General features: G+C 47.2%; 20 protein-coding genes. 9 read left to right on the forward strand and 11 right to left on the reverse strand.

Annotated elements, in window-relative coordinates:
• Positions 1-50 precede the first annotated feature (50 nt).
• Together map and ACQW03_RS08265 are read right to left on the reverse strand one after the other, a co-directional pair.
• The gene (map, locus tag ACQW03_RS08260; RefSeq protein ID WP_081327425.1) at positions 51-833 is read right to left on the reverse strand and encodes a type I methionyl aminopeptidase; all 783 of its coding nucleotides are present in this window, start codon (positions 831-833) and stop codon (positions 51-53) included.
• Positions 834-938: 105 nt separating this feature from the next.
• On the reverse strand, positions 939-1127 hold the full coding sequence (locus ACQW03_RS08265; protein ID WP_007428354.1) for a hypothetical protein: 189 nt from the start codon (positions 1125-1127) through the stop codon (positions 939-941).
• A gap of 366 nt (positions 1128-1493) precedes the next feature.
• Here ACQW03_RS08265 and ACQW03_RS08270 point away from each other — a divergent pair, with 366 nt between their 5' ends.
• The 4 genes from ACQW03_RS08270 to ACQW03_RS08285 all read left to right on the forward strand — a co-directional run bounded on the left by ACQW03_RS08270 (position 1494) and on the right by ACQW03_RS08285 (position 4726).
• Positions 1494-2531 (forward strand): serine hydrolase domain-containing protein, encoded by a 1038-nt coding sequence (locus tag ACQW03_RS08270; RefSeq protein ID WP_441949210.1) that lies wholly within the window; start codon positions 1494-1496, stop codon positions 2529-2531.
• 43 nt (positions 2532-2574) lie between these two features.
• A complete protein-coding gene (locus ACQW03_RS08275) occupies positions 2575-3726 on the forward strand; it encodes an MGDG synthase family glycosyltransferase (protein WP_441949212.1) in 1152 nt (383 codons plus the stop codon).
• A gap of 31 nt (positions 3727-3757) precedes the next feature.
• Complete coding sequence (locus ACQW03_RS08280; protein WP_023986830.1) at positions 3758-4039, forward strand: hypothetical protein; 282 nt, start codon at positions 3758-3760, stop codon at positions 4037-4039.
• A 348-nt stretch (positions 4040-4387) separates the two neighbouring features.
• Positions 4388-4726 carry a DUF4870 domain-containing protein gene (locus ACQW03_RS08285; RefSeq protein WP_023986829.1) on the forward strand — a complete coding sequence of 113 codons (339 nt, stop codon included), beginning with the start codon at positions 4388-4390 and terminating at the stop codon, positions 4724-4726.
• 56 nt (positions 4727-4782) lie between these two features.
• On the opposite strand, the gene ACQW03_RS08290 is transcribed toward ACQW03_RS08285, so the two are convergent.
• Positions 4783-5742, reverse strand: coding sequence for a sigma-70 family RNA polymerase sigma factor (locus tag ACQW03_RS08290; RefSeq protein ID WP_076293179.1), 960 nt, complete (start codon positions 5740-5742; stop codon positions 4783-4785).
• Positions 5743-5760: 18 nt separating this feature from the next.
• Positions 5761-6204, reverse strand: coding sequence for a carboxymuconolactone decarboxylase family protein (locus ACQW03_RS08295; protein WP_025719800.1), 444 nt, complete (start codon positions 6202-6204; stop codon positions 5761-5763).
• 151 nt (positions 6205-6355) lie between these two features.
• On the opposite strand from ACQW03_RS08295, the gene mscL reads away from it, so the two are divergent.
• The gene (mscL, locus tag ACQW03_RS08300) at positions 6356-6850 is read left to right on the forward strand and encodes a large conductance mechanosensitive channel protein MscL (protein ID WP_023986826.1); all 495 of its coding nucleotides are present in this window, start codon (positions 6356-6358) and stop codon (positions 6848-6850) included.
• An 85-nt stretch (positions 6851-6935) separates the two neighbouring features.
• On the opposite strand, the gene ACQW03_RS08305 is transcribed toward mscL, so the two are convergent.
• Both ACQW03_RS08305 and ACQW03_RS08310 read right to left on the reverse strand, forming a co-directional pair.
• A complete protein-coding gene (locus ACQW03_RS08305) occupies positions 6936-7637 on the reverse strand; it encodes a histidine phosphatase family protein (RefSeq protein WP_029515948.1) in 702 nt (233 codons plus the stop codon).
• A 72-nt stretch (positions 7638-7709) separates the two neighbouring features.
• On the reverse strand, positions 7710-8003 hold the full coding sequence (locus ACQW03_RS08310) for a hypothetical protein (RefSeq protein WP_023986824.1): 294 nt from the start codon (positions 8001-8003) through the stop codon (positions 7710-7712).
• Between the two features lie 172 nt (positions 8004-8175).
• Here ACQW03_RS08310 and ACQW03_RS08315 point away from each other — a divergent pair, with 172 nt between their 5' ends.
• A complete protein-coding gene (locus tag ACQW03_RS08315) occupies positions 8176-8808 on the forward strand; it encodes an NUDIX hydrolase (RefSeq protein ID WP_071639405.1) in 633 nt (210 codons plus the stop codon).
• A gap of 7 nt (positions 8809-8815) precedes the next feature.
• On the opposite strand, the gene ACQW03_RS08320 is transcribed toward ACQW03_RS08315, so the two are convergent.
• Together ACQW03_RS08320 and ACQW03_RS08325 are read right to left on the reverse strand one after the other, a co-directional pair.
• Positions 8816-9604, reverse strand: coding sequence for a TrmB family transcriptional regulator (locus ACQW03_RS08320; protein ID WP_069010963.1), 789 nt, complete (start codon positions 9602-9604; stop codon positions 8816-8818).
• Positions 9605-9669: 65 nt separating this feature from the next.
• Complete coding sequence (locus tag ACQW03_RS08325) at positions 9670-10521, reverse strand: zinc ribbon domain-containing protein (protein WP_071639404.1); 852 nt, start codon at positions 10519-10521, stop codon at positions 9670-9672.
• A 310-nt stretch (positions 10522-10831) separates the two neighbouring features.
• Between ACQW03_RS08325 and ACQW03_RS08330 the strand changes: the two genes are divergently transcribed.
• On the forward strand, positions 10832-13258 hold the full coding sequence (locus tag ACQW03_RS08330; protein WP_076293244.1) for a UvrD-helicase domain-containing protein: 2427 nt from the start codon (positions 10832-10834) through the stop codon (positions 13256-13258).
• 231 nt (positions 13259-13489) lie between these two features.
• Here the strand turns inward: ACQW03_RS08330 and csaA are convergent, their stop codons facing one another.
• Together csaA and ACQW03_RS08340 are read right to left on the reverse strand one after the other, a co-directional pair.
• Positions 13490-13822 (reverse strand): chaperone CsaA, encoded by a 333-nt coding sequence (gene csaA, locus ACQW03_RS08335; protein WP_076293245.1) that lies wholly within the window; start codon positions 13820-13822, stop codon positions 13490-13492.
• Positions 13823-13878: 56 nt separating this feature from the next.
• The gene (locus ACQW03_RS08340; RefSeq protein WP_258297222.1) at positions 13879-14784 is read right to left on the reverse strand and encodes a DMT family transporter; all 906 of its coding nucleotides are present in this window, start codon (positions 14782-14784) and stop codon (positions 13879-13881) included.
• A 157-nt stretch (positions 14785-14941) separates the two neighbouring features.
• On the opposite strand from ACQW03_RS08340, the gene ACQW03_RS08345 reads away from it, so the two are divergent.
• A complete protein-coding gene (locus ACQW03_RS08345) occupies positions 14942-15835 on the forward strand; it encodes an AraC family transcriptional regulator (RefSeq protein ID WP_441949222.1) in 894 nt (297 codons plus the stop codon).
• An 84-nt stretch (positions 15836-15919) separates the two neighbouring features.
• Here the strand turns inward: ACQW03_RS08345 and ACQW03_RS08350 are convergent, their stop codons facing one another.
• Positions 15920-16186: a hypothetical protein gene (locus ACQW03_RS08350; RefSeq protein WP_103046875.1), complete on the reverse strand. Its 267-nt coding sequence runs from the start codon at positions 16184-16186 to the stop codon at positions 15920-15922.
• A 561-nt stretch (positions 16187-16747) separates the two neighbouring features.
• Here ACQW03_RS08350 and ACQW03_RS08355 point away from each other — a divergent pair.
• Complete coding sequence (locus ACQW03_RS08355; RefSeq protein ID WP_441949224.1) at positions 16748-18718, forward strand: glycosyl hydrolase; 1971 nt, start codon at positions 16748-16750, stop codon at positions 18716-18718.
• The last annotated feature ends 170 nt before the right edge of the window (positions 18719-18888 follow it).

The following is an 18888-nucleotide window of genomic DNA, read 5'->3' on the forward strand; positions in this document are numbered from 1 at the left end:
AGCCTTATGCAAACGACCCGCACATTGACTCCCTATGGCACAACTATCTTTTACGAGGTCAAAATATAGGGGCCGTTCTTTGTAATCGCAATCGTGTGCTCGTATTGAGCTCCCCAACTGCCGTCTGCTGTGCTGATGGTCCAGCCATCGTCCCCCCAGAGCACGGCCCCCTCGGTTCCGAGGGTAAATACCGGCTCAATGGTAATCACCATCCCTTCTCGCAGTGGTAATCCCGTCTTGGGACGACCGTAGTGCAGAACCTCTGGCGGCTCATGCATTTGGCGGCCAATGCCATGCCCGATCAGAGGCTTGACGTTGCCGAACCGCCGCCAGCCTGCCGCTTTTTCCACAGCATGCCCGATATCCCCCAACGTCCTCCCCGGGCGGGCAACCTCGATACCGCGTACCAATGCCCTATGGGTCTGCCGCAACAGTCGTGCTACCGGGCGGCTAATGTTACCTACCGCATAGGTCCATCCTCGGTCAGCCAGCCAACCATCTTTGTTAACCACAATGTCGATGGTCACAATATCCCCATCATGAAGCACCCGCTCCGAGGGAAAACCGTGACATACTACCTCGTTGACCGAAGCGCAGGTGGCATAAGGGAAACCTTTATAGCCCTTTTGTTCAGGCGTGGCTCCACGCTTGCTTAAAAACTGCTCCACCCAAGCATCGATTTCAAGCGTTGTGATTCCCGGAAGAATACGACTTTCCAGCGCACGATGGCAATCTGCCAAAATACGTCCGGCCTCCCTCATGTAGCCGATTTCCTCCGGTGTTCGTATCGCTATCTCTATTGGAATCCGCCTCCTTTGAGCATACAAATTCACTAAACCTATCCCATTGTATGCAGGGCGGACACAAAAAAACCGTCTCCTCTGTGGATAGACGGTTTATAAAAGTCGTATTTCTAGTTTTTCGGGTAATCGAACCCTTTAAGATACTGAAGAATTTATGCGACCGAGTTCGTTTTCCACCACCATGGTCAACTCTTCCTCATACCCTCCTGTAATCCGGTATTTTCGCACATATTCCTTTACAAATTTTTTGGGATCCTTAGGCCGGAAAATTCGAGTCATTTCCCGCAGACTTTCCTTAACTTCATTGTGACCTTTCGTTGCCATGTAACTCCCTCCCAAAACGTTGAAAATAAGTGCTCCGTTGAAGAGAATGCCGAAAAGTATTGATGTCCTTATGCAGTGAAGTAGTATGTCTAATTGCAGCTTAGGTCGGGAACACCTTATACAAGGCATGTACCTGACACTATTATTAACCGATTTTCTTTTGGCTGAATCACTACCCCATTATAACATATTCAGATACAGCTTTCAGCTTTCCAGTAAATTTACATTGATTTTACCTATCTTTTACGCATCATGTCATTTGGGGTACTCAATCAGCTGTTGCACAGGAGGGTATACCTTATTTATCGGTTTTTGGAGTGTATGTGTTTGGGGTAAAATAAATAAACATAACAAGGAGGGAAAAGGATGAGCCGCTATGCTCCGCTGTTCACTGCACCTGTTGCCCGTATGTCTGCCCTGAACATAGGAACTTGTGAAGAGGAGGGCATCAGCGTCTCCCTACTTGATCAGGCAGACCGTGAAATCCAAGCCAAGTTTCCTAAAATGCACAGCTTCCTGCTGCTGCGCCACGGCAAACTGATCTGGGAACGCTATTATAACGGGCATGAAGTAAGCTCTCTGAACGATTTGCGATCCGCGACCAAAAGCTTCACTTCCACGCTCATCGGCATAGCTATGGCTCGCGGTGATATGCCCGGGCCAGAGACGGCTGTGCATAAGCTGTTGTCTGAGTATTTACCTAGGCGGAAGGAAACACGGCTAGAGCAGATTACGATTCGCCATCTGTTGACCATGACATCCGGCTTATATTGGCAGACGGGCAAAAAGCTCGGGGAAGCTTTTATCCACCGTTTTCATCGCAGCAAAAGCTGGCCGTCCTTTGCCCTGCGTTTACCTGTACAGGAGGATCAACTCGGTGTATTCCAATATCGTAGTGTTGATTCTCACCTGTTGTCCGTGCTGCTGACCCAATGCTGTGGGATTGACGCCTATACGTACGCTCTCCAGCATCTGTTCGAACCCTTAGGTTTTGGAAGAAGTGGTTGGGCACAAGATCCAGAGGGCTACACCATGGGACACATCGGGCTATATCTGACATCGCGTGACATGGCTAAATTTGGCGATTGCTGCCTTCATCAAGGCAGCTGGAACGGAAAAGAATTGATTCCGGCCGATTGGCTGCATCAGGCGACACAGCGACAGGTTGAAGGCTATCCAGAATTCGGGGATTACGGATTCCAATGGTGGACAGGACGACTCCACGGCATCAACTACGCGTGTGCACACGGACATGGAGGACAGCAAATTTATCTTGTGCCAGAAGCGAACGCAGTCGCGGTATTTACAGCAGACAGCAAGGTGAGCCGTTGGAAAAATCCGCGAACACTGCTGGAGCGCTACGTTTTGCCAGCCGTATCCTCCCTCAACTTGGAACGTTCCTGATATGAGCTTCATGTGCTTATTGATAATAGGAGGCTAAACAATCATGGAAGTCTCACCACCAAAAATTCTAATATTGTACGCCAGTTACGGGGAAGGCCATGTGCAGGCCGCTCGGGCAATTATGGACAGTTTGCGAAGACTCGGACGCTGCGAGGTACAACTTCTCGACCTGATGGCTGAATCTCATCCCTGGTTGAACGGTCTGACCAAATTTGTATATATGCAAAGCTTCAAAACCATTCCGCAGCTTTACGGCTGGGTCTATAACATCACGCGCGGTATGCAGGCTAAATCGGCCTTCGGCCATGTGTTGCATTCATTCGGGATGCGTCAACTCACGCTCACTTTGAAAAAGGAGTTGCCGGATCTCGTGATACATACGTTCCCGCAGCTCGCGCTCCCGGTGTTACGCCGCAAAATGGGAATGAATTTGCCTATTGTCAACGTGGTTACAGATTTCGATCTGCATGGGCGCTGGCTGCATCCTGATATTGACCGCTACTATGTAGCCACTGAGGATATCCAGCAGGAAGCCGCCCAGCGGGGAATACCTATCGAACGCATTATCGCTACGGGTATTCCAATTCACGCTTCTTTTTATAACATGTCTGCCGACGAAGTTCCCGTTCAGGAACAGGTAATTCCGTCACTACAGTCTGAGACTACTACGCTACTCATTATGGCTGGCGCCTATGGTGTGCTATCCGGCATACTGGATATCTGTCGGCAATTAAGCCAGCTTCCTCAGTTGCGGCTACTGATCGTCTGCGGACGTAACCAGCAACTGAAAGCAGAATTGGATGCGCTGTATGCAGACCACCCGGACATTTACACCTATGGATTCGTGGACTTTGTCCCAACACTTATGCGTGCGAGCAATCTGGTGATTACGAAGCCCGGCGGAATCACACTCTCGGAAAGCATCGCATCCGGTTTGCCTATTCTTGTGTTCAAGCCCGTACCCGGTCAGGAGCTAAATAATGCTCTGTATTTGCAGCAAAAAGGAGCTGCCCGTATTGCTCGCACTACGGAGGAGCTGATTCAGCATTGTCTCGACCTGATTTCCACCCCCTCTCTTGCCGAAGAGATGATGCAGGCAATTGAGTTGCTTCGCAAACCTCATCCCGCAGACCAGATTGCCGAGGATATTTTGCATCAGCTTGTGGATAAAAGACCTTCCGTCCGGACAAATTAACGAAGAATAAAGTCAGACGGAGGGGATACCTATGGAACACAAAGGGAAGGATTTGCTCCCGCTAACAGGAGAAAAGGTAGAAGTGGATGGTGTTTATATTGATGAGGATGGACATGAGCAGCATTTGCACAGAGGTCAGCATTTTCCCGCTGATGTTGTTCTGGGTACTTCCGAGTGGAAAATGACCGAATATGCCTTTGATAACCATCATGAAGGACGTACTGATGAACGACTTATCCCCAAAGAGGACGACGAGGATAAAAAGGGTAAAATCACACATCCACGCCGTCGTTTACAACGCGGAGACCGCTAAATAAGACAACTTATCCACGGTTAATACCAATCTGTTGATATTTTGTGGACGACCTGTGTGCAAAGTGTGCTAAATCGCTATATTGTCTACAGTTTGTGCACAATTTGTGCATAACCTATGTTTATTTTGTGGACAAGTAGTAGGGTTTAGTGGATAAAATGCGTACAACATGTGCAAAACCTGTGTATAACCCTGTGAATGACTGAGCGAATTCTTTTCGTTCAGTCTTTTTCGTGTTTTTATACACATTCCCTGATTGAACTTTTTCTGGCGTTTCGGGCATATCTTTAATTCCTATCCTCATAGCTTGTATAGTACGGATAACTTATAAAGGGGGATTTGCCTGACATGTCAGTCTATAAGTCTTCCACGGGATTGGATGAAAATATAGCAGCTGTCCTGTGCTATCTGTTCGCATTTATTGGCGCACTGGCCTTTGTCATGCTGGAAAAGAAAAGTCGATTTGTATTATTTCACGCGCTGCAATCCATATTTCTGTTTGTCACCCTCATGATCGGGCATGTGCTTGTTGGATTCATTCCGCTGCTCGGTCCTCTGCTCGCTTCCCTACTAACGCTGGCAGGCCTTGTATTGTGGGTCATCCTGTTAATTCGCGCGGGACAAGGCAAGTGGCTCAAGCTTCCCTGGGTAGGCGATCTAGCTCTTCATCAAGCCCGGCAGTTGTGAAATCAACAAAAAACCTTGATCCTTAGCAGGATTCAAGGTTTTTGCTGTTTCGATGATTACTCTTTATCGCATGTTCGCTTCTTCTGTCCTATATGAATGTATCCCAGCTTATCTGGGTTGACCATTAAATAAAAACTCTGAATATGCTCCCCGTCCGGTGTCAGTCTGAGACATAAGGTTTCTCTCACTTTTCCATCTTCCAGAAATGCCATCTGGACCTCACCATTGATGATGGTGTGGAACACATCTCTTTCTCGTAAAACGGTTAATACCCGACGAGAAGTCAACAGGGCAAGAACGCCTTTGCGCACAACCATCGGTCTCATCACCGTATGCACATTACCTCCGCCATCTGACACGAATACAGGTTGTTCAGCCAGTAGTTCCAGCATAGCAGTCACATCGTAGGCAAGAAAGGCGGTTGTAAAACGTTCTAGTAGTTTTATTCGGGATGAGTTATTCATATTACGACTGGACTGAGCCTCAAGAGCAGATTCTCCTGAAGATAGAATACGACGGGAGCGACTGAACAACTGACGACAGTTGCTCTCAGTCTTCCCCAGCAATTCCGCAATATCTTTGTAATCATATTGAAAAGCTTCCCTCAGCACAAAAACAGCCCGCTCTATCGGCTTTAACTGCTCCAGCAAAACCAGAAAAGCGTAAGATATCATGTCTTTACGCTCTAACCAATCCGCAGGGAGATCTGCGCTTTCACCCAACGGCTCCGGCAGCCACTGTCCTACATATGTCTCTCTTTGCTTGCGCGCAGAGTTCAACAGATTCAGACACCGATTCATCGTCATTTTGGCTACATAGGCTTTGGGATTGTGTATATCATCCAGGGGCTTATTCTTCAGCTCGACAAAGCAGTCTTGAACTACATCCTCGGCATCCGTAACCGTTCCAAGCATGCGATAAGCAATGGCAAAAGAATATTTGCGATATCTTTGATACAGCTCCTCCAGATTTAAATCCACCGATTCTTGTTCAATTCTGTGTTCTTTGCCAGACAAAGCATAGCCCCCTGTTCATTAAAGAATGCCCGGATACATACCCGTTGCAATTGCAATCCGGTTCCAACTGTTAATCACGTTAACCGCGGTTATCAAATCTACGTATTCTTCCTCTGTAAAATGTTCTCTGACCCTATTATACAAATCCGTAGATACCCCTTGTTCAGAGATGCGAGTGACCGCTTCAGCTAATTCAAGCATAACACGTTCTTTTTCCGTGAACAAAGGAACCTCCCGCCATAAGGCTAGCTGCAAAATGTGGTCAGCATAATCCCCCAGCTTGAGCAAATCCTTCGCATGCATATCCAGACAATAGGAACATCCATTGATTTGGGATACTCTAATTTTCAGTAGTTCGTACAATACTTTGTCTGTAAAACGACCGGAAATATATTTTTCCATCTCCATCATTGCCTTGAATGTGCTAGGACTTACTGCTCTGTGATTGAATCTTAAACTCACGATACATCGCCTCCATTATTGGTTTACATATAGAAGACAAATGAACATGTGATTTTGTGACAATGTGTAATACATCAATTTGGAATTGCCCTCAATTGACATAGCATGTATTATAGATAAATGATTTTATGTAAAGAAGGTGAGCACTCACATGAGCGGAAAAGGTATTATAAAAGAATTTAAAGAATTCGCTGTACGGGGTAACGTGATTGACCTCGCGGTCGGTGTTATCATCGGTGGAGCGTTTGGCAAGATTGTTACTTCTGTGGTAAACGATATTATTATGCCTCCGATTGGTAAACTTCTGGGCGGCATGAATTTTCCAGACTTGTATGTAGCTTTACGAGCTGCCGACCCTTTAAATGCTGACGGTACACGCATGACTTTGGCACAGGCCAAAGAAGCAGGGATCGCAGTCCTCGCCTATGGTCAGTTCATTAACGTTCTGCTGGACTTCCTGATCGTGGCCTTCTGTGTGTTCATGCTGGTCAAAGGGATTAACATGCTGAAACGCAAAGAGGAAGAAAAACCTCCTCAGGAAAAAACGATCAAGGAATGTCCACATTGCCTATCCGAAATTCCTGTAGCCGCTACCCGTTGCGCACATTGCACTTCCAAGCTGGAAGGGTACGTCGAAGCACGCTGACCCAACCCACACCTATATGACTACAACAAACGGCTTAAGACGGTATACCGTCTTAAGCCGTTTTAGTATGGTGTAGGAGATCTGATTAGTTGAAATTGGTGATAATGCCACGGGGTCTGACGGGCAAGCCCTCAGCGTACAGATGGGAAACATCACCGAAGCCGATGCAACGGGGAACTGCCCATTCCTGAGAGCGCTCATCAAACAAGATCGTGGTTACGGAGCTAGGCGGCATCCAAAAACCGGACCAGACCAAGGCCAATGGCAGCTCCAACAGATGAGCAAGCCAGGTCAACCCGAAGCCGCCATGACAAAATACGGCCACCTGATCTTCGGTATGCTTCAGAATCCGGTACCTGCCCTCCACCCGCTCAAAGCCTTGCCGTTTCAGGAATTCATCGGAATGAAGCTTCAGCCGTTCGAAGGTTTCGGGACTTTGCGTTCCCTGATAATAGGAAATCTCCTGCCAAGAGTCATGAGTCGGCAAGGGCAACTCGGAACGGATCACTTCACCTGGCAAATCCCAATGGGAAAGACGACCGTATGGAGTTTCCTCCAGCTTTAGAGCCAGCTCCTGTGTCCAGTGTTCCACTTCATGAGTCATACCCAGAGAATCGGCGGTGTAGCGCATCGTATCCAAAGCCCGCCCCAAAGGAGAGGCATAAATTCGATCCAGTCCGTGACTGGAAAGCCGTTTGGCCAGTGCCTGGGCTTCCAAATGCCCCTCCGGCGTGATGGTGTTGTTGGGGTAATCGGGGTCTGCGTGCCGGATAATATACAATCTCATTATTGGTTCTCCGTTTCTATGAATGGCGACAGGATCGCTTTATCTCATTACATCGATTAGTTCTCCTGATCTTTAACGTTTATTCAGCAAATTTTCCAAAATCGCGCGCAAATCCCTGTCTTCCTGGTAGACTTCCTCACCTGTATCCAGCTCAATAACCCGGATATATGTATAATTGGCTCTGACATCGACTGGTTTAAAAATTAATTCCTCCGGATTGTCTGGGCGGACATCATAGCCCATATTTTTGAACATATCCGTGATTTGATCAATCCCCGGCTTGCCTCCGCTTTCCAGCATAATCAACCCGCGCAGTTCCTTGGGTTCCTCTGGATGCATGACTCGAAAATGTACTATACATTCCATGTAAAATCGCTCCTTTCAATCGTAAACCTGTGTGATATTACAAATCCTTATGTTCCCAGCATACCCCAAATGCCACTCCACATTCCACACCCGCCTTCATATCGTCGGGACAGAAAACACGTTATACTGTAAAGTAGACCTTTGATTTCTGCTTACTATAGGAGGAACCACGATGACTAGCGAGCTTCTGGATATCTACGATGATGAAGACAAACCTCTTGGCACAGCCTCGCGACAAGACGCACATGCCAAGGGATACTGGCACCATACCTTTCACTGCTGGCTTGCACGAGACACTTCGACAGACCGTCGCTTGCTGTTCCAACAGCGTCAGGATACGAAGGACACCTTCCCCGGATGCTACGATATTACAGCAGCCGGTCACTTGACGGCAGGCGAAGACATGTCTCAGGCGGCTCGTGAGCTGGAGGAAGAACTGGGCATTCATGTTCCCTTTACCTCATTAACACCGCTGATGACCGTTCGGTATGAAAGCAAAGGTACCGCACAGGGCACCTCTTTTTGGGATCGGGAGGTTAGCTCGGTGTTTGGACTGCTATCAAACCAGCCATTGGAAGCTTATCACCTCCAGCAAGAAGAAGTAGCCGGACTGTACGAAGCAGATCTTAACCAAGCACTGGCCCTTTTTGAAGGCCGTATTCCCTTTATCGAAGCCCATGGCATTACGTCGGGGCCGAACCCGGAAAAAACTCGCCGCCTGATTACATCGGATCAATTCGTGCCTCATAAGGCGGGCTATATTACATCTATATGCCGGGCACTGATGGAACTTCCTACCCGGTAATCTTTAGCTATTCTCCAGCTGACATATATTTGCCGATAATGCCTTCATACCGCCAGCCATACCGGGTCGACAGTTCTCTGCCCATATCATGCTCTAGCTCATACAGAATAAGATCCTGAGCAAAATGATTAAGCAGCAGACCTGTCATTACCGGATGCTCGGTAATAAGCGCCTGTGTCGGGCAATTCTCTCCCCGCATACCCAGCATGCACCAACGCCGATCAATAACAAAAGAAAATTTGCGCCCTGCTGGTTCCTGTCCGTCTGTACCAGACCTAAGCGGTAACCACGGTCCCATCATGCTTTCTCCGTTATCGCAGGACCAGAGCAGACGCACACCTCGACTCTCAGCTTTCTCCAACTCTGTCCGCAGCAGTTCGGCTTCCTCGCGCCACAAATCCAACACAATCTCATGCTCTGCCCGTTCCAATTCACGTGTCAGACTTTCCAGCACCTTCCGATCGCCTTCCGCGTTATAAAAGGTCGGCTTGCTTGGTTCTGTTCGTGGCATTTCCTTCTCCACCGCACGTAGAGACTCCTGCATCTGCCCTTCGATCATCCGGGTCAGTTCACCCGGTGGCAGCATGCTGTAACGAACAGGCTCTCCAGCACTGGTTCTGAGGTATCCCTGCCCGGCCAAACGCTGCAAAGCCGCGTACACGTTGGAGCGCGATGCGCCCAGACGCTTAGCCACTTCATAGCCGGAAGCCGCATTTTGCCTCGAAAGCTCGACCATAACCTTGGCTTCCATTTCCGTAAAACCCAGATTCCGCAGATGATGCAGCAAACGCTCCATATGTTCTGTTCCCCCTATGCTGCCTGGCGTTATGTCTGTGTCCTGCGGCAGCCTGTTCGGCTGCGTCAAATCTGTTCAGCTCCGCAGCGCGGGCACCACTTAGACCCTTTGGGTAGTTCTGCAGTACAGATTTGGCATTTTACATTTTCACGTACTTGTGCAGACGGCGTTGCCGGCTTCTCGGCCCCGGAGTTGTTGGCCTTCCAATATCGGATTCGCTCGTCCAGCTCTTCCTGACGCTCACGCTCACGTGCCAGTTCTTCAAGACGACGGTGTTCTTTTTCCAGATCTTCCTGACGACGGCGCTCCCATTCAGCGTCGAATGCCGCTTTTTCTTCTGGTGTAAAATCAGATACTGTGTAATCGCGGTCTAGTCCCGCTGGTTCGTGTGTTTCATACCGCTCATCCTGTTCCTGTTCATGCCGATCGACTACTTCATGTTCTGCATATTCCGTGTAAGCAGGCGCAGCATCCTTCACTACCTCTGGCTTGCGCAGATCAAAAGAATAGACGTCCGTTGGCACCTCTTCACGCACAGCAGCTACTTGTTTGGAAGCAGCCTGTCCTTCATTAAGCTTGCGTCCGCATTTGGGGCAAAAGTTCGCATCCAGAGGCACAACCGCTCCACAGGTGCATAAATGAGCGTTTTTCAATTCTGCAATTCTACTGCGCAGCTCGTCAATTTCATCCTGAAGCTCATCACATGCAGTGGATAGCTGTGTCATCTCGGTTTCTGCCACTGACATGTCAGATGCGCGGTAACCTTCGTAAAAGATCTGACCCATTCGTAAGAAATGAACATCCATTTCCTGCTGAATCGTTGTAATTTGTGAATTGATCTTACTAATCTCGACAGCATGCTGCGCCTTTTCTGTTGCGCGATTAGCGCCTTCCTTTATACGTTGAATCAGCTTCATCGTTATTTCCTCCCCATATCCAGCCGGATTTCACTGTACCGTCCGTATATCCCAAAGTTTTTTTCTGTTGGCAAACCTCGAACTCCTGTATAATGGAATGCGGTCATATCGCCTGATTGAAGGCTATAGGCATTAGCGTCAACGTATTGACGTTCTGTTGCTCCGCCAAGATCCGCATGAATTTCAGCATTATTTTAGTCCATCGCCTTGTTCTTATCGTCAGCTAAAGCTGACTAGAACTCTATCATACCAAAAACTACCCCCATTTGTGAAAATGGAAGATTTTAAGAACGAAAGGGGTTTCAGGATTATGGACCCAAATCCTTCTTTTTACCCCCGACCCATCGGGGTTCCTTATTCAACGTCGAGCCCTCAGGCACGTCGTGCTTCCATGGATACCAGTATAACGCTGGTGCCCGACACCGACCAAGACTCGGCCTATTTTCGTGCTTTAGAGAACGCCGGCATTCACCTGAACCGCCCGCAGATCCAGGCCGTTCGCCACGGCAAAGGTCCCCTTCTAACCCTTGCAGGGGCTGGCTGCGGCAAAACCACAGTGCTGGCTGCCCGCGCAGGCTACCTGATGGCTATGCGGGATGTCCCTGCATCGTCCATTCTGCTGGTGACCTTCACCAGCAAGGCAGCTGCCGAAATGAAACTGCGCATCGCGGGATTACCCGGTGTGCGCCCTGCCGCTGCACGTGCAGTTCAGGCACGCACCTTTCACTCATTCGCTTTGGCGATGCTGCGTCATCGTGGCGTGCAAGATGAAGTGTTCGGCGAAACGCAGGCCCAGCATACCGTCATGAAAATGATGCTGCGGCAGCTTGGGCTCAGCGAGGCTTTCCAGCCAGAAAGCCTGCTGTCTGCCCTCTCCGCCTGGAAAGCGGAAGGCCGCAGCGCGGACGAGCTACCGGAAACCGTGCGCGAGGAATCGGATGCCAAGCGTGCCATGCTCGCCTATGAAGCGTGGAAACAGGAGCGCAATAAAATGGATTTTGACGATATTCTGCTGCGTGCCTCCGCACTGCTGCGTGACCCGGATGTGCTTCAGCCGCTTCAGCGGCGTTTTTCACATATCATGGTCGATGAATTTCAGGATACGAATGCCCTGCAATATGAGATGGTGCAACGATTGGCTGCCCGACATCGCAATCTGATGGTTGTGGGGGATGATGATCAGACGATCTATACGTTTAATGGGGCACGCCAGGAATCCATTCTGGAGTTTGACAAGGTCTATAAGGATGCAAAGGTCATCACCCTGGATATTAATTATCGCAGCGATGCGCGGATTTTGGGGCTGGGCTCTAACATTGTCGCCAAAAATGTTCATCGACGCTCCAAACGTCTTTCGGCTGCCGGGCGTGAAGGCTTGCCGCCGCAGTTTGCCACCCCATCCGGACCCGAGGAGGAAGCGGGGCATATTGTTACCCATCTACTCGGACAGGTAGAGGAAGGTCGGCTGCGCTACCGGGATATCGCTATTTTGCACCGGACAGCCAGCGGAAGCCGGTCTATTTTTGAGCAATTAATTATGCGGGATGTCCCATTTATTCAGTACGGAGCAGGGGCTGTATTTTATGATCAGTCCCTGATTCGTCCCTTAATGGATCACCTGCGTTTGTCGCTGAATCCCCGGCGTATGGAATCCATTCCGAGCACCCTTGGGCCGCTGTACGTCTCCCGTGAGGCGGGTATGGAATGGATTATGCGCGAGGAGAAACAGCAGGCTAAAAAATACCCGTTGATTCATCTCAGCCGCTGGGATCGACTACGCGATTTTCAGCGTGAGCAGGTAAAAGAACGTATTCGTTTGATTCGCAGTCTCACTACAATGAAGCCTGCCTATGCCATTCAAGAAATGCGGCGCATCTTTTATGACAAATATTTGGAAAGCGGAGATACGGGCGCATGGACTCATTATAAGGAAACGATGCAAGAAAGTCTGGAGGAGCTCGAAACGGCAGCCAAGCGGTTTGACACCGTGGAGGCGTTCGTCAGCTTTGCAGATGAGCTTTCCGAGCGTCACCGCCAAATGGAATCGCTGCGCAGAGAAGAAGACAGCGATGCTGTTCGGCTCATGACGATCCACCGCGCCAAAGGGCTGGAATTCCCTTGCGTATATTGGATCGGAGCCAGCGAAGGCATTCTGCCGCACAGCTCGGCGCTGCACAGCGAGCTGCCGGAGGATCGGCGGGCAGGCGCCGCCCCGACTACGGCTGTGGATAACGATGCAGCGCTTGAAGAAGAGCGCCGCCTCGCTTACGTGGCCGTCACCCGGGCGAAGGAGTTGCTGTACATCACCTCTCCCGCCTCTAATCATGGTAAGCCTGCCGCCGTGTCACGCTTCCTGCTGGAAGCCTATGGGGTCACCCCTGAGGCTTCCAAGCCAGAAGCACGCCGCGGCAGCTTCGGCCAACCGAAGGGTGCTTCCGGGTATAGCAGCCGTGCTGGCGCTGGATCGCCAGCGTCTGGCACAGCGACCCGCGTGAGCAGCAGGCCGGGACCAGGCAGTGCTACGACACGGACGACCTCGTCGGTGGCAGGGTCTCAGGCGGAGCCACGCATCAACGTGCCCGTGTGGAAATGCACCGACGGCGCCTGCAAAGCGTGGATGCGGCGCGACACAACAAGCGGACGCCGTACAAGCGCGGCTAGCACAGGCACGCCGCCGGTGTGCCCGCTCTGCGCCTCCCCGATGACAGAGGGGACACGCAACATCCCGGCCAGATAGGTATAAGGCGTATAGCTGGTATTGGAGAAGTGTGCTTTTCTGGACTGGTGACACCCGTGATTTCCAGCCTAACTGTTGCAGATTTTAATGAATCAAATAAGCTTTAGACAGACCAATAAAAGAAAAAGCGGCAGACTAGGACGTGAAAATAAAGTCCTAGTCTGCCGCTTTCTGTTTCAACTTGCTATTGAACGTTCGTTTTCCGTTAGTTCAATGCCTTGCTCTTTGTGATCATCCAATAGGTGTTCCATCAGGTAGTTTGATATTTGGTTTCAATAGAACCACATCCCCCTTTTCGGGAATTCCTCCAAGGACTAATACCTCTGAATTAAAGCCTGCTATCCGTCGAGGTGGAAAGTTGACTACACCTATGATTTGTTCCCCTATAATATCTTCAGCCACATATCTTTTTGTGATTTGTGCACTCGAAGCTTTTATTCCGATATCTTGTCCAAAATCAATTTCAAGTTTAATAGCAGGTACTTTTGCTTCTGCAAAAAACTCAGCTTTAATTATGGTTCCAACTCGAATATCTAGTTTCAAAAAATCATCAATCGTTGCCATCTAAACATTCTCCTCATCGATTATTTTCTTCAATTTCGTGATAATCAGTTTCAAATTTAATATTTTGCAACTGTAGTATACTTTAAAGATTTTGCCCAAAAATACATTCCCATACCGAATAGAGTCATGATTCCACCTATAAATTGAAATGCAGAGATTATTTCTCCCAAGAATAAGTAGGCGAGAATTATAGCAAGAACAGGCTCTCCAATAATACCAACTGAGACCGTAGTTGCACCCATTGATTTCAACAACAGATTAAAAATATATTGTCCAAAAATAGTTGGGATTACTGCAAGTAACAAGAAATACATCCAATCCGACGAGTCATATTCGATCAAGGAATAATGATTCAACAAATTGTAGACCAGCATGACGCTGCCACCAATAAAAAAAACAATAACACTATATAAATTTGCATTTATTTTGTGGCTTACTTTCTGTCCTGCCAACATATATGCTGAAACCAAGATTGTTCCTACTAAAGATAATCCATCTCCGATTAATGCCTCTCTCGAAATCCCTATGTCTCCCCAAGCTATAATGATTGAACCGACAAGAGCGGCGACCAAACAAAGAATGGTCAATATATTTGCTCGTTCTCTGAACATAAAGTATGAACCCATCATTACAAATAAAGGCTGTAAGGATAAGATGACCATGGAGCTCGCGACTGAGGTATATACTAAAGATTCCATCCAGAATAAGAAATATAACCCGAGAAAAAGACCAGCTATGAAAACAGTACTCCAATCTTTTTTGTTCATTTCTAAGGAACGAAACATTTTCCAAGGTACAAAGGGAAGCATTATGAGTACTGACATATACAATCTGTACATCCCAGCCACAGAGGTTGGAGTATCTGAGGATTTTATCATGATAGATGAGATAGAAACAGACAGTATGCTGATTAAAAGCAAAATATACGGATGAAACGGTAACGACGATTGATTTATTTTCACATATACGCCTCCAAGATGTCTTATCCAATCGCCTGTGCACAGGATTGTAATGATATGCCGAAGATCTGGTATAATAATATCACCACTTTTATTTTATTTGTGTAACTATATCTTTAATTTATATAGAAATATCGTCATCAGAAAGGACCTCGCTAAAATGAAAAAACAATTGCATGAGACCATTCTATATCCCGATGTTTCATTTCCATACATCATGTACACCCATACTATTCATGCAAGTAGTCCTGAAGGTAGAGGATTCAACGATTTACATTGGCATGAGGAACTACAAATCACTTTGGTTACCAAAGGAAAGCTAGTGATACAAGTTAACGGCATTGATCATGAATTAGAAACAGGTCAGGCCATTTTAATTAATAAAGGTGTTCTTCACGTTACTACACACCTTACACATAACGGTCAATATGTCAGTTTTAATTTCCCTGAGAAGATACTGGCCTTTTATGCAGATAGTGCGATGGAAAAAAACTATGTACTTCCTTATACAAACTCTCTCTTATTGTCATTAGTAATCAAAGGAGATGTTGAATGGCAAAATCAAATACTGCAAATGCTTTGGGATATGAAACAAAAATTTGATATGAAAAAAAAATGGGGCTGGGAATACGAGGTTTCCATCAAAACGGCACAATTATGGTTAGTCTTAATATCTAATATTTCGCTGTCTTCTGAGGAAGCACCTAAATACATGAAATTGCAACAGGAGCGACTTCAATTGATGCTCAGCTTTATCCATCAAAACTACTCAGATAATATAACACTGCAAGAAATTGCTGATATAGCACATTTAAGTATTTCGGAATGCACTCGTAGTTTTAAGAGAACCATTCATATGACACCTTACGACTACTTAATTAAGTACCGTATCAAGAAAAGCAGCGAGTTATTAATTTCAACAGATTCTACAATAACTGAAATAGCCCACAGAGTGGGGTTTAATCATGTAAATCACTTCATTCAGTCTTTTAAAAAACATCATAAAAAAACACCTAAAGAATTCCGGAAATTTAGAAATGAAATCAAGGATTAAGGGCTATTTCTTTTATGATTGTGTGTACCATCACGTGTAGTACGGTTCCCATCGATTAATCTTATATAATCCTGCTGACACTGTTTAATTGAAGTATGGTAAGTGATCTCGCATAAAATGGGTTAACGTATCCTTTAAATTTTTATGCTGTTTCATATATTGGAACAAGATGGCCGTGGTAAGCACGATTTCAGAGTCCTCGATACTAATAATCCAAGACGGTGGCTCCTCAGGATTATAACTAAATTCGCTAACGATGCCGTATGCTACACCTAGCTTATCAATTCTCTTGTGTAAGATCTGATGGATCTCGTCAGTCAGTTGATAAATATTAATATCACTCTGTTCCAAAGCCCTCTTCCTCCTTTAGATCGGGCTATTCCCCGATAATCCCGTTTGACTAATTGTTTCGTAGGTGAGCAATTGATGAGAAATCATTTATTAGTCCCTTTCATTACTCATACTTTTCCTATGCGTGGAATACTTACTGGCATGATACCACAAATTGAAACTACTCTTCCCGCTTATCCCATATTGCCTTAAAAAATCTTGGGTTATACATTTCAAAAAATATGAATTGTTTGCCGCCAGAGTATAAAAATCCATAATTTAAGGATGATTTTTTCCGAAATTCATTGTATGGTTCCTGCCTCGCGTCTAATTTATGATGCAATTAAAGAGAGGTGAGGCACTGAAAAAATTAATGACAAATATTGAAAACGCATACAAGTGGAGAAGGAATGCTGGTGAAAGGTACTAACCGATTTTAGCCAATGTGCAATATTTGTAGGGGAAACATCTGTCATCAATTACTTCAAAGTACTTAATGTGTATGCACTAATGAAAACGGTTTCTCCAATCTGCGCCGCAGGACAATTAGGGTGGTAACATCTAATTCAAGGAGTGAGTCATATGCCAGATCCATGGAAAAGAAGGTTATTCGGCATTCTTAGTTTTGTTCTCTTATCTTTTTTGTTGGTATCTCTCGATTTAATTCCAAGCTTAGCAAAAGCAGAATCAACTAACTTGGTCACCCATGTTGAAGACGAAACGACGATGGGTGCAAGTCAAGATTTATCCACTAATGGCAAATCTCCTTCTACAGTTGTCAGCTCCAAAGATGCAATTATTCAAGGTTACGGCGTAGAAAAACGGGATACTCCCTATACAGGCGATACACTTTATAAAGGCGACGGCTATGTATCCTTCTTTTATGATTATGACCCAAATTCGGGCAAGTCTGACGGGACGGCTACGTTTAAAGTGAATGTGCCGACAGCAGGTCTATATAAGCTGAGCCTCGGTTACTATATTCCGGCGGACACCGGCTCCAAGGATACCAGCTTCGAGGTCAATGGTACAATGGCTGAAAGCATAACGCTGGTTCCCCCTCCGGGAGGTGCGGTTGTAAACGAGAAGTTGGTAAGCAAGATCATGTTGAATGCCGGTACAAACGAGGTTACTTTTTCAAGAGGCTGGGGATATTACGGGATCGAGTATGTAAAGGTTGAATTCGCCAGTTTGCCTGTTGCAAACAGTAAAATTGAAGCCGAAGACGGAGTCATTACTGGTGAGGTCAGCACCGAAACCGCCAGCATGGGCTATTCTGGTACCGGTTACGCAGCCTTTAAAGGCACAGGGTCGTTAACCCTTGCCTATAACGCAGCTTCAAGTGGCCTTTACAATCTTGCAATCGGTTACAGTAATCCTAATAGTGACAAAAAGACCCATATGGTGGTCAACGGTCAGGCAAGCGAAATATCCCTTCCGACAACAGCAAACTATACCGAGGTATCCGGCGGTAAAATCATGCTGAATTCGGGAAACAATACAATACAGTTCAATGTCGACTTGGGCCAGTATCATATCGACTACATCAAGCTGGCAGCAGTGCTCCCCCCGAAACTGCATCAGATTGAGAAAAAGCCGGTAAACCCGAATGCGACTATGGAAACCAATGCACTCATGAGTTATCTCGTCGAGGGTTACGGGAGCAACATTCTTTCCGGTCAGCACACTCTGGAGGATGCCCAGTGGATTAAAGACCACACCGGAAAGTACCCTGCCATGTTATCAACGGACATGATGGATTACTCCCCCTCTCGCGTCGAGCATGGTGCCACCTCAACTGAGGTGGACAAGGCGATCCAATGGGCCAAAGAAGGTGGAATTGTCACGTTTGTATGGCACTGGAATGCCCCTAAGGGTCTACATGACCTTCCAGGCAAAGAATGGTACCGCGGATTTTACACCGAGGCTACTACATTCGACGTTCAATATGCGCTTAATCATCCCGAGTCGGAAGATTATCAGCTGATCCTACGGGACATTGATGCCATTGCCGTTCAGTTGAAACGCCTTCAAGACGCTCACGTTCCGGTGCTGTGGAGACCACTGCACGAGGCGGAAGGCAGATGGTTTTGGTGGGGCGCCCAAGGGCCAGACTCCACCAAGCAGCTGTACCGTATCATGTACGACCGTCTAACACACTACCATCACCTTAACAATCTGATCTGGGTATGGAACTCCGAGAGCCCCGAATGGTATCCAGGGGACGATGTCGTCGATATTGTAAGTGTGGATATCTACAACCCGGCGGCTAATTACGGTCCAAGTATCGGCAAGTATGACAGCTTGGTAAATCTCGTGCAAGACAAGAAACTGGTTGGTCTGTCCGAAAACGGCCCGATTGGCGAGCCCGAATTGCTTCAAGCATATTCAGCGCATTGGCTCTTTTTCACCACATGGACGGGCGATTTCGTCCGCAATGGACAATATAACTCCCTGGATCATCTCATAAAAGTGTTCAACAGCGATTACGTGATCACGAGGGATGAGCTTCCTCAAGACCTATTTACTTCCTCCAAGAATGAAGCGGAGTAAGGCGCTCTTAACGTATCCGTAACTGTACCGTCCCACCCATCACCATGAAGTAACGCAGAAGCCTGCCCCTAACGAACAGCGGCCGCCTCAGAAAATAACCGAGGCGGCCGCTGTTGGTTTGTAACTCGAATGAATGCAGTCTATAGCAAACCTTAATGAAAAAGGACCGT

The sequence above is a fragment of the Paenibacillus sp. DRB1-1 genome, from assembly GCF_052119485.1.
Taxonomy (GTDB): domain Bacteria; phylum Bacillota; class Bacilli; order Paenibacillales; family Paenibacillaceae; genus Paenibacillus; species Paenibacillus polymyxa_B.

Excerpts from the sequence above, each read along its gene's own strand:
- ACQW03_RS08265 (WP_007428354.1), bottom strand. The coding sequence starts at position 1,127 with ATGGCAACGAAAGGTCACAATGAAGTTAAGGAAAGTCTGCGGGAAATG.
- ACQW03_RS08270 (WP_441949210.1), top strand. The coding sequence starts at position 1,494 with ATGAGCCGCTATGCTCCGCTGTTCACTGCACCTGTTGCCCGTATGTCT.
- ACQW03_RS08275 (WP_441949212.1), top strand. The coding sequence starts at position 2,575 with ATGGAAGTCTCACCACCAAAAATTCTAATATTGTACGCCAGTTACGGG.
- ACQW03_RS08280 (WP_023986830.1), top strand. The coding sequence starts at position 3,758 with ATGGAACACAAAGGGAAGGATTTGCTCCCGCTAACAGGAGAAAAGGTA.
- ACQW03_RS08285 (WP_023986829.1), top strand. The coding sequence starts at position 4,388 with ATGTCAGTCTATAAGTCTTCCACGGGATTGGATGAAAATATAGCAGCT.
- mscL (WP_023986826.1), top strand. The coding sequence starts at position 6,356 with ATGAGCGGAAAAGGTATTATAAAAGAATTTAAAGAATTCGCTGTACGG.
- ACQW03_RS08305 (WP_029515948.1), bottom strand. The coding sequence starts at position 7,637 with ATGAGATTGTATATTATCCGGCACGCAGACCCCGATTACCCCAACAAC.
- ACQW03_RS08310 (WP_023986824.1), bottom strand. The coding sequence starts at position 8,003 with ATGGAATGTATAGTACATTTTCGAGTCATGCATCCAGAGGAACCCAAG.
- ACQW03_RS08315 (WP_071639405.1), top strand. The coding sequence starts at position 8,176 with ATGACTAGCGAGCTTCTGGATATCTACGATGATGAAGACAAACCTCTT.
- ACQW03_RS08320 (WP_069010963.1), bottom strand. The coding sequence starts at position 9,604 with ATGGAGCGTTTGCTGCATCATCTGCGGAATCTGGGTTTTACGGAAATG.
- ACQW03_RS08325 (WP_071639404.1), bottom strand. The coding sequence starts at position 10,521 with ATGAAGCTGATTCAACGTATAAAGGAAGGCGCTAATCGCGCAACAGAA.
- ACQW03_RS08330 (WP_076293244.1), top strand. The coding sequence starts at position 10,832 with ATGGACCCAAATCCTTCTTTTTACCCCCGACCCATCGGGGTTCCTTAT.
- csaA (WP_076293245.1), bottom strand. The coding sequence starts at position 13,822 with ATGGCAACGATTGATGATTTTTTGAAACTAGATATTCGAGTTGGAACC.
- ACQW03_RS08345 (WP_441949222.1), top strand. The coding sequence starts at position 14,942 with ATGAAAAAACAATTGCATGAGACCATTCTATATCCCGATGTTTCATTT.
- ACQW03_RS08355 (WP_441949224.1), top strand. The coding sequence starts at position 16,748 with ATGCCAGATCCATGGAAAAGAAGGTTATTCGGCATTCTTAGTTTTGTT.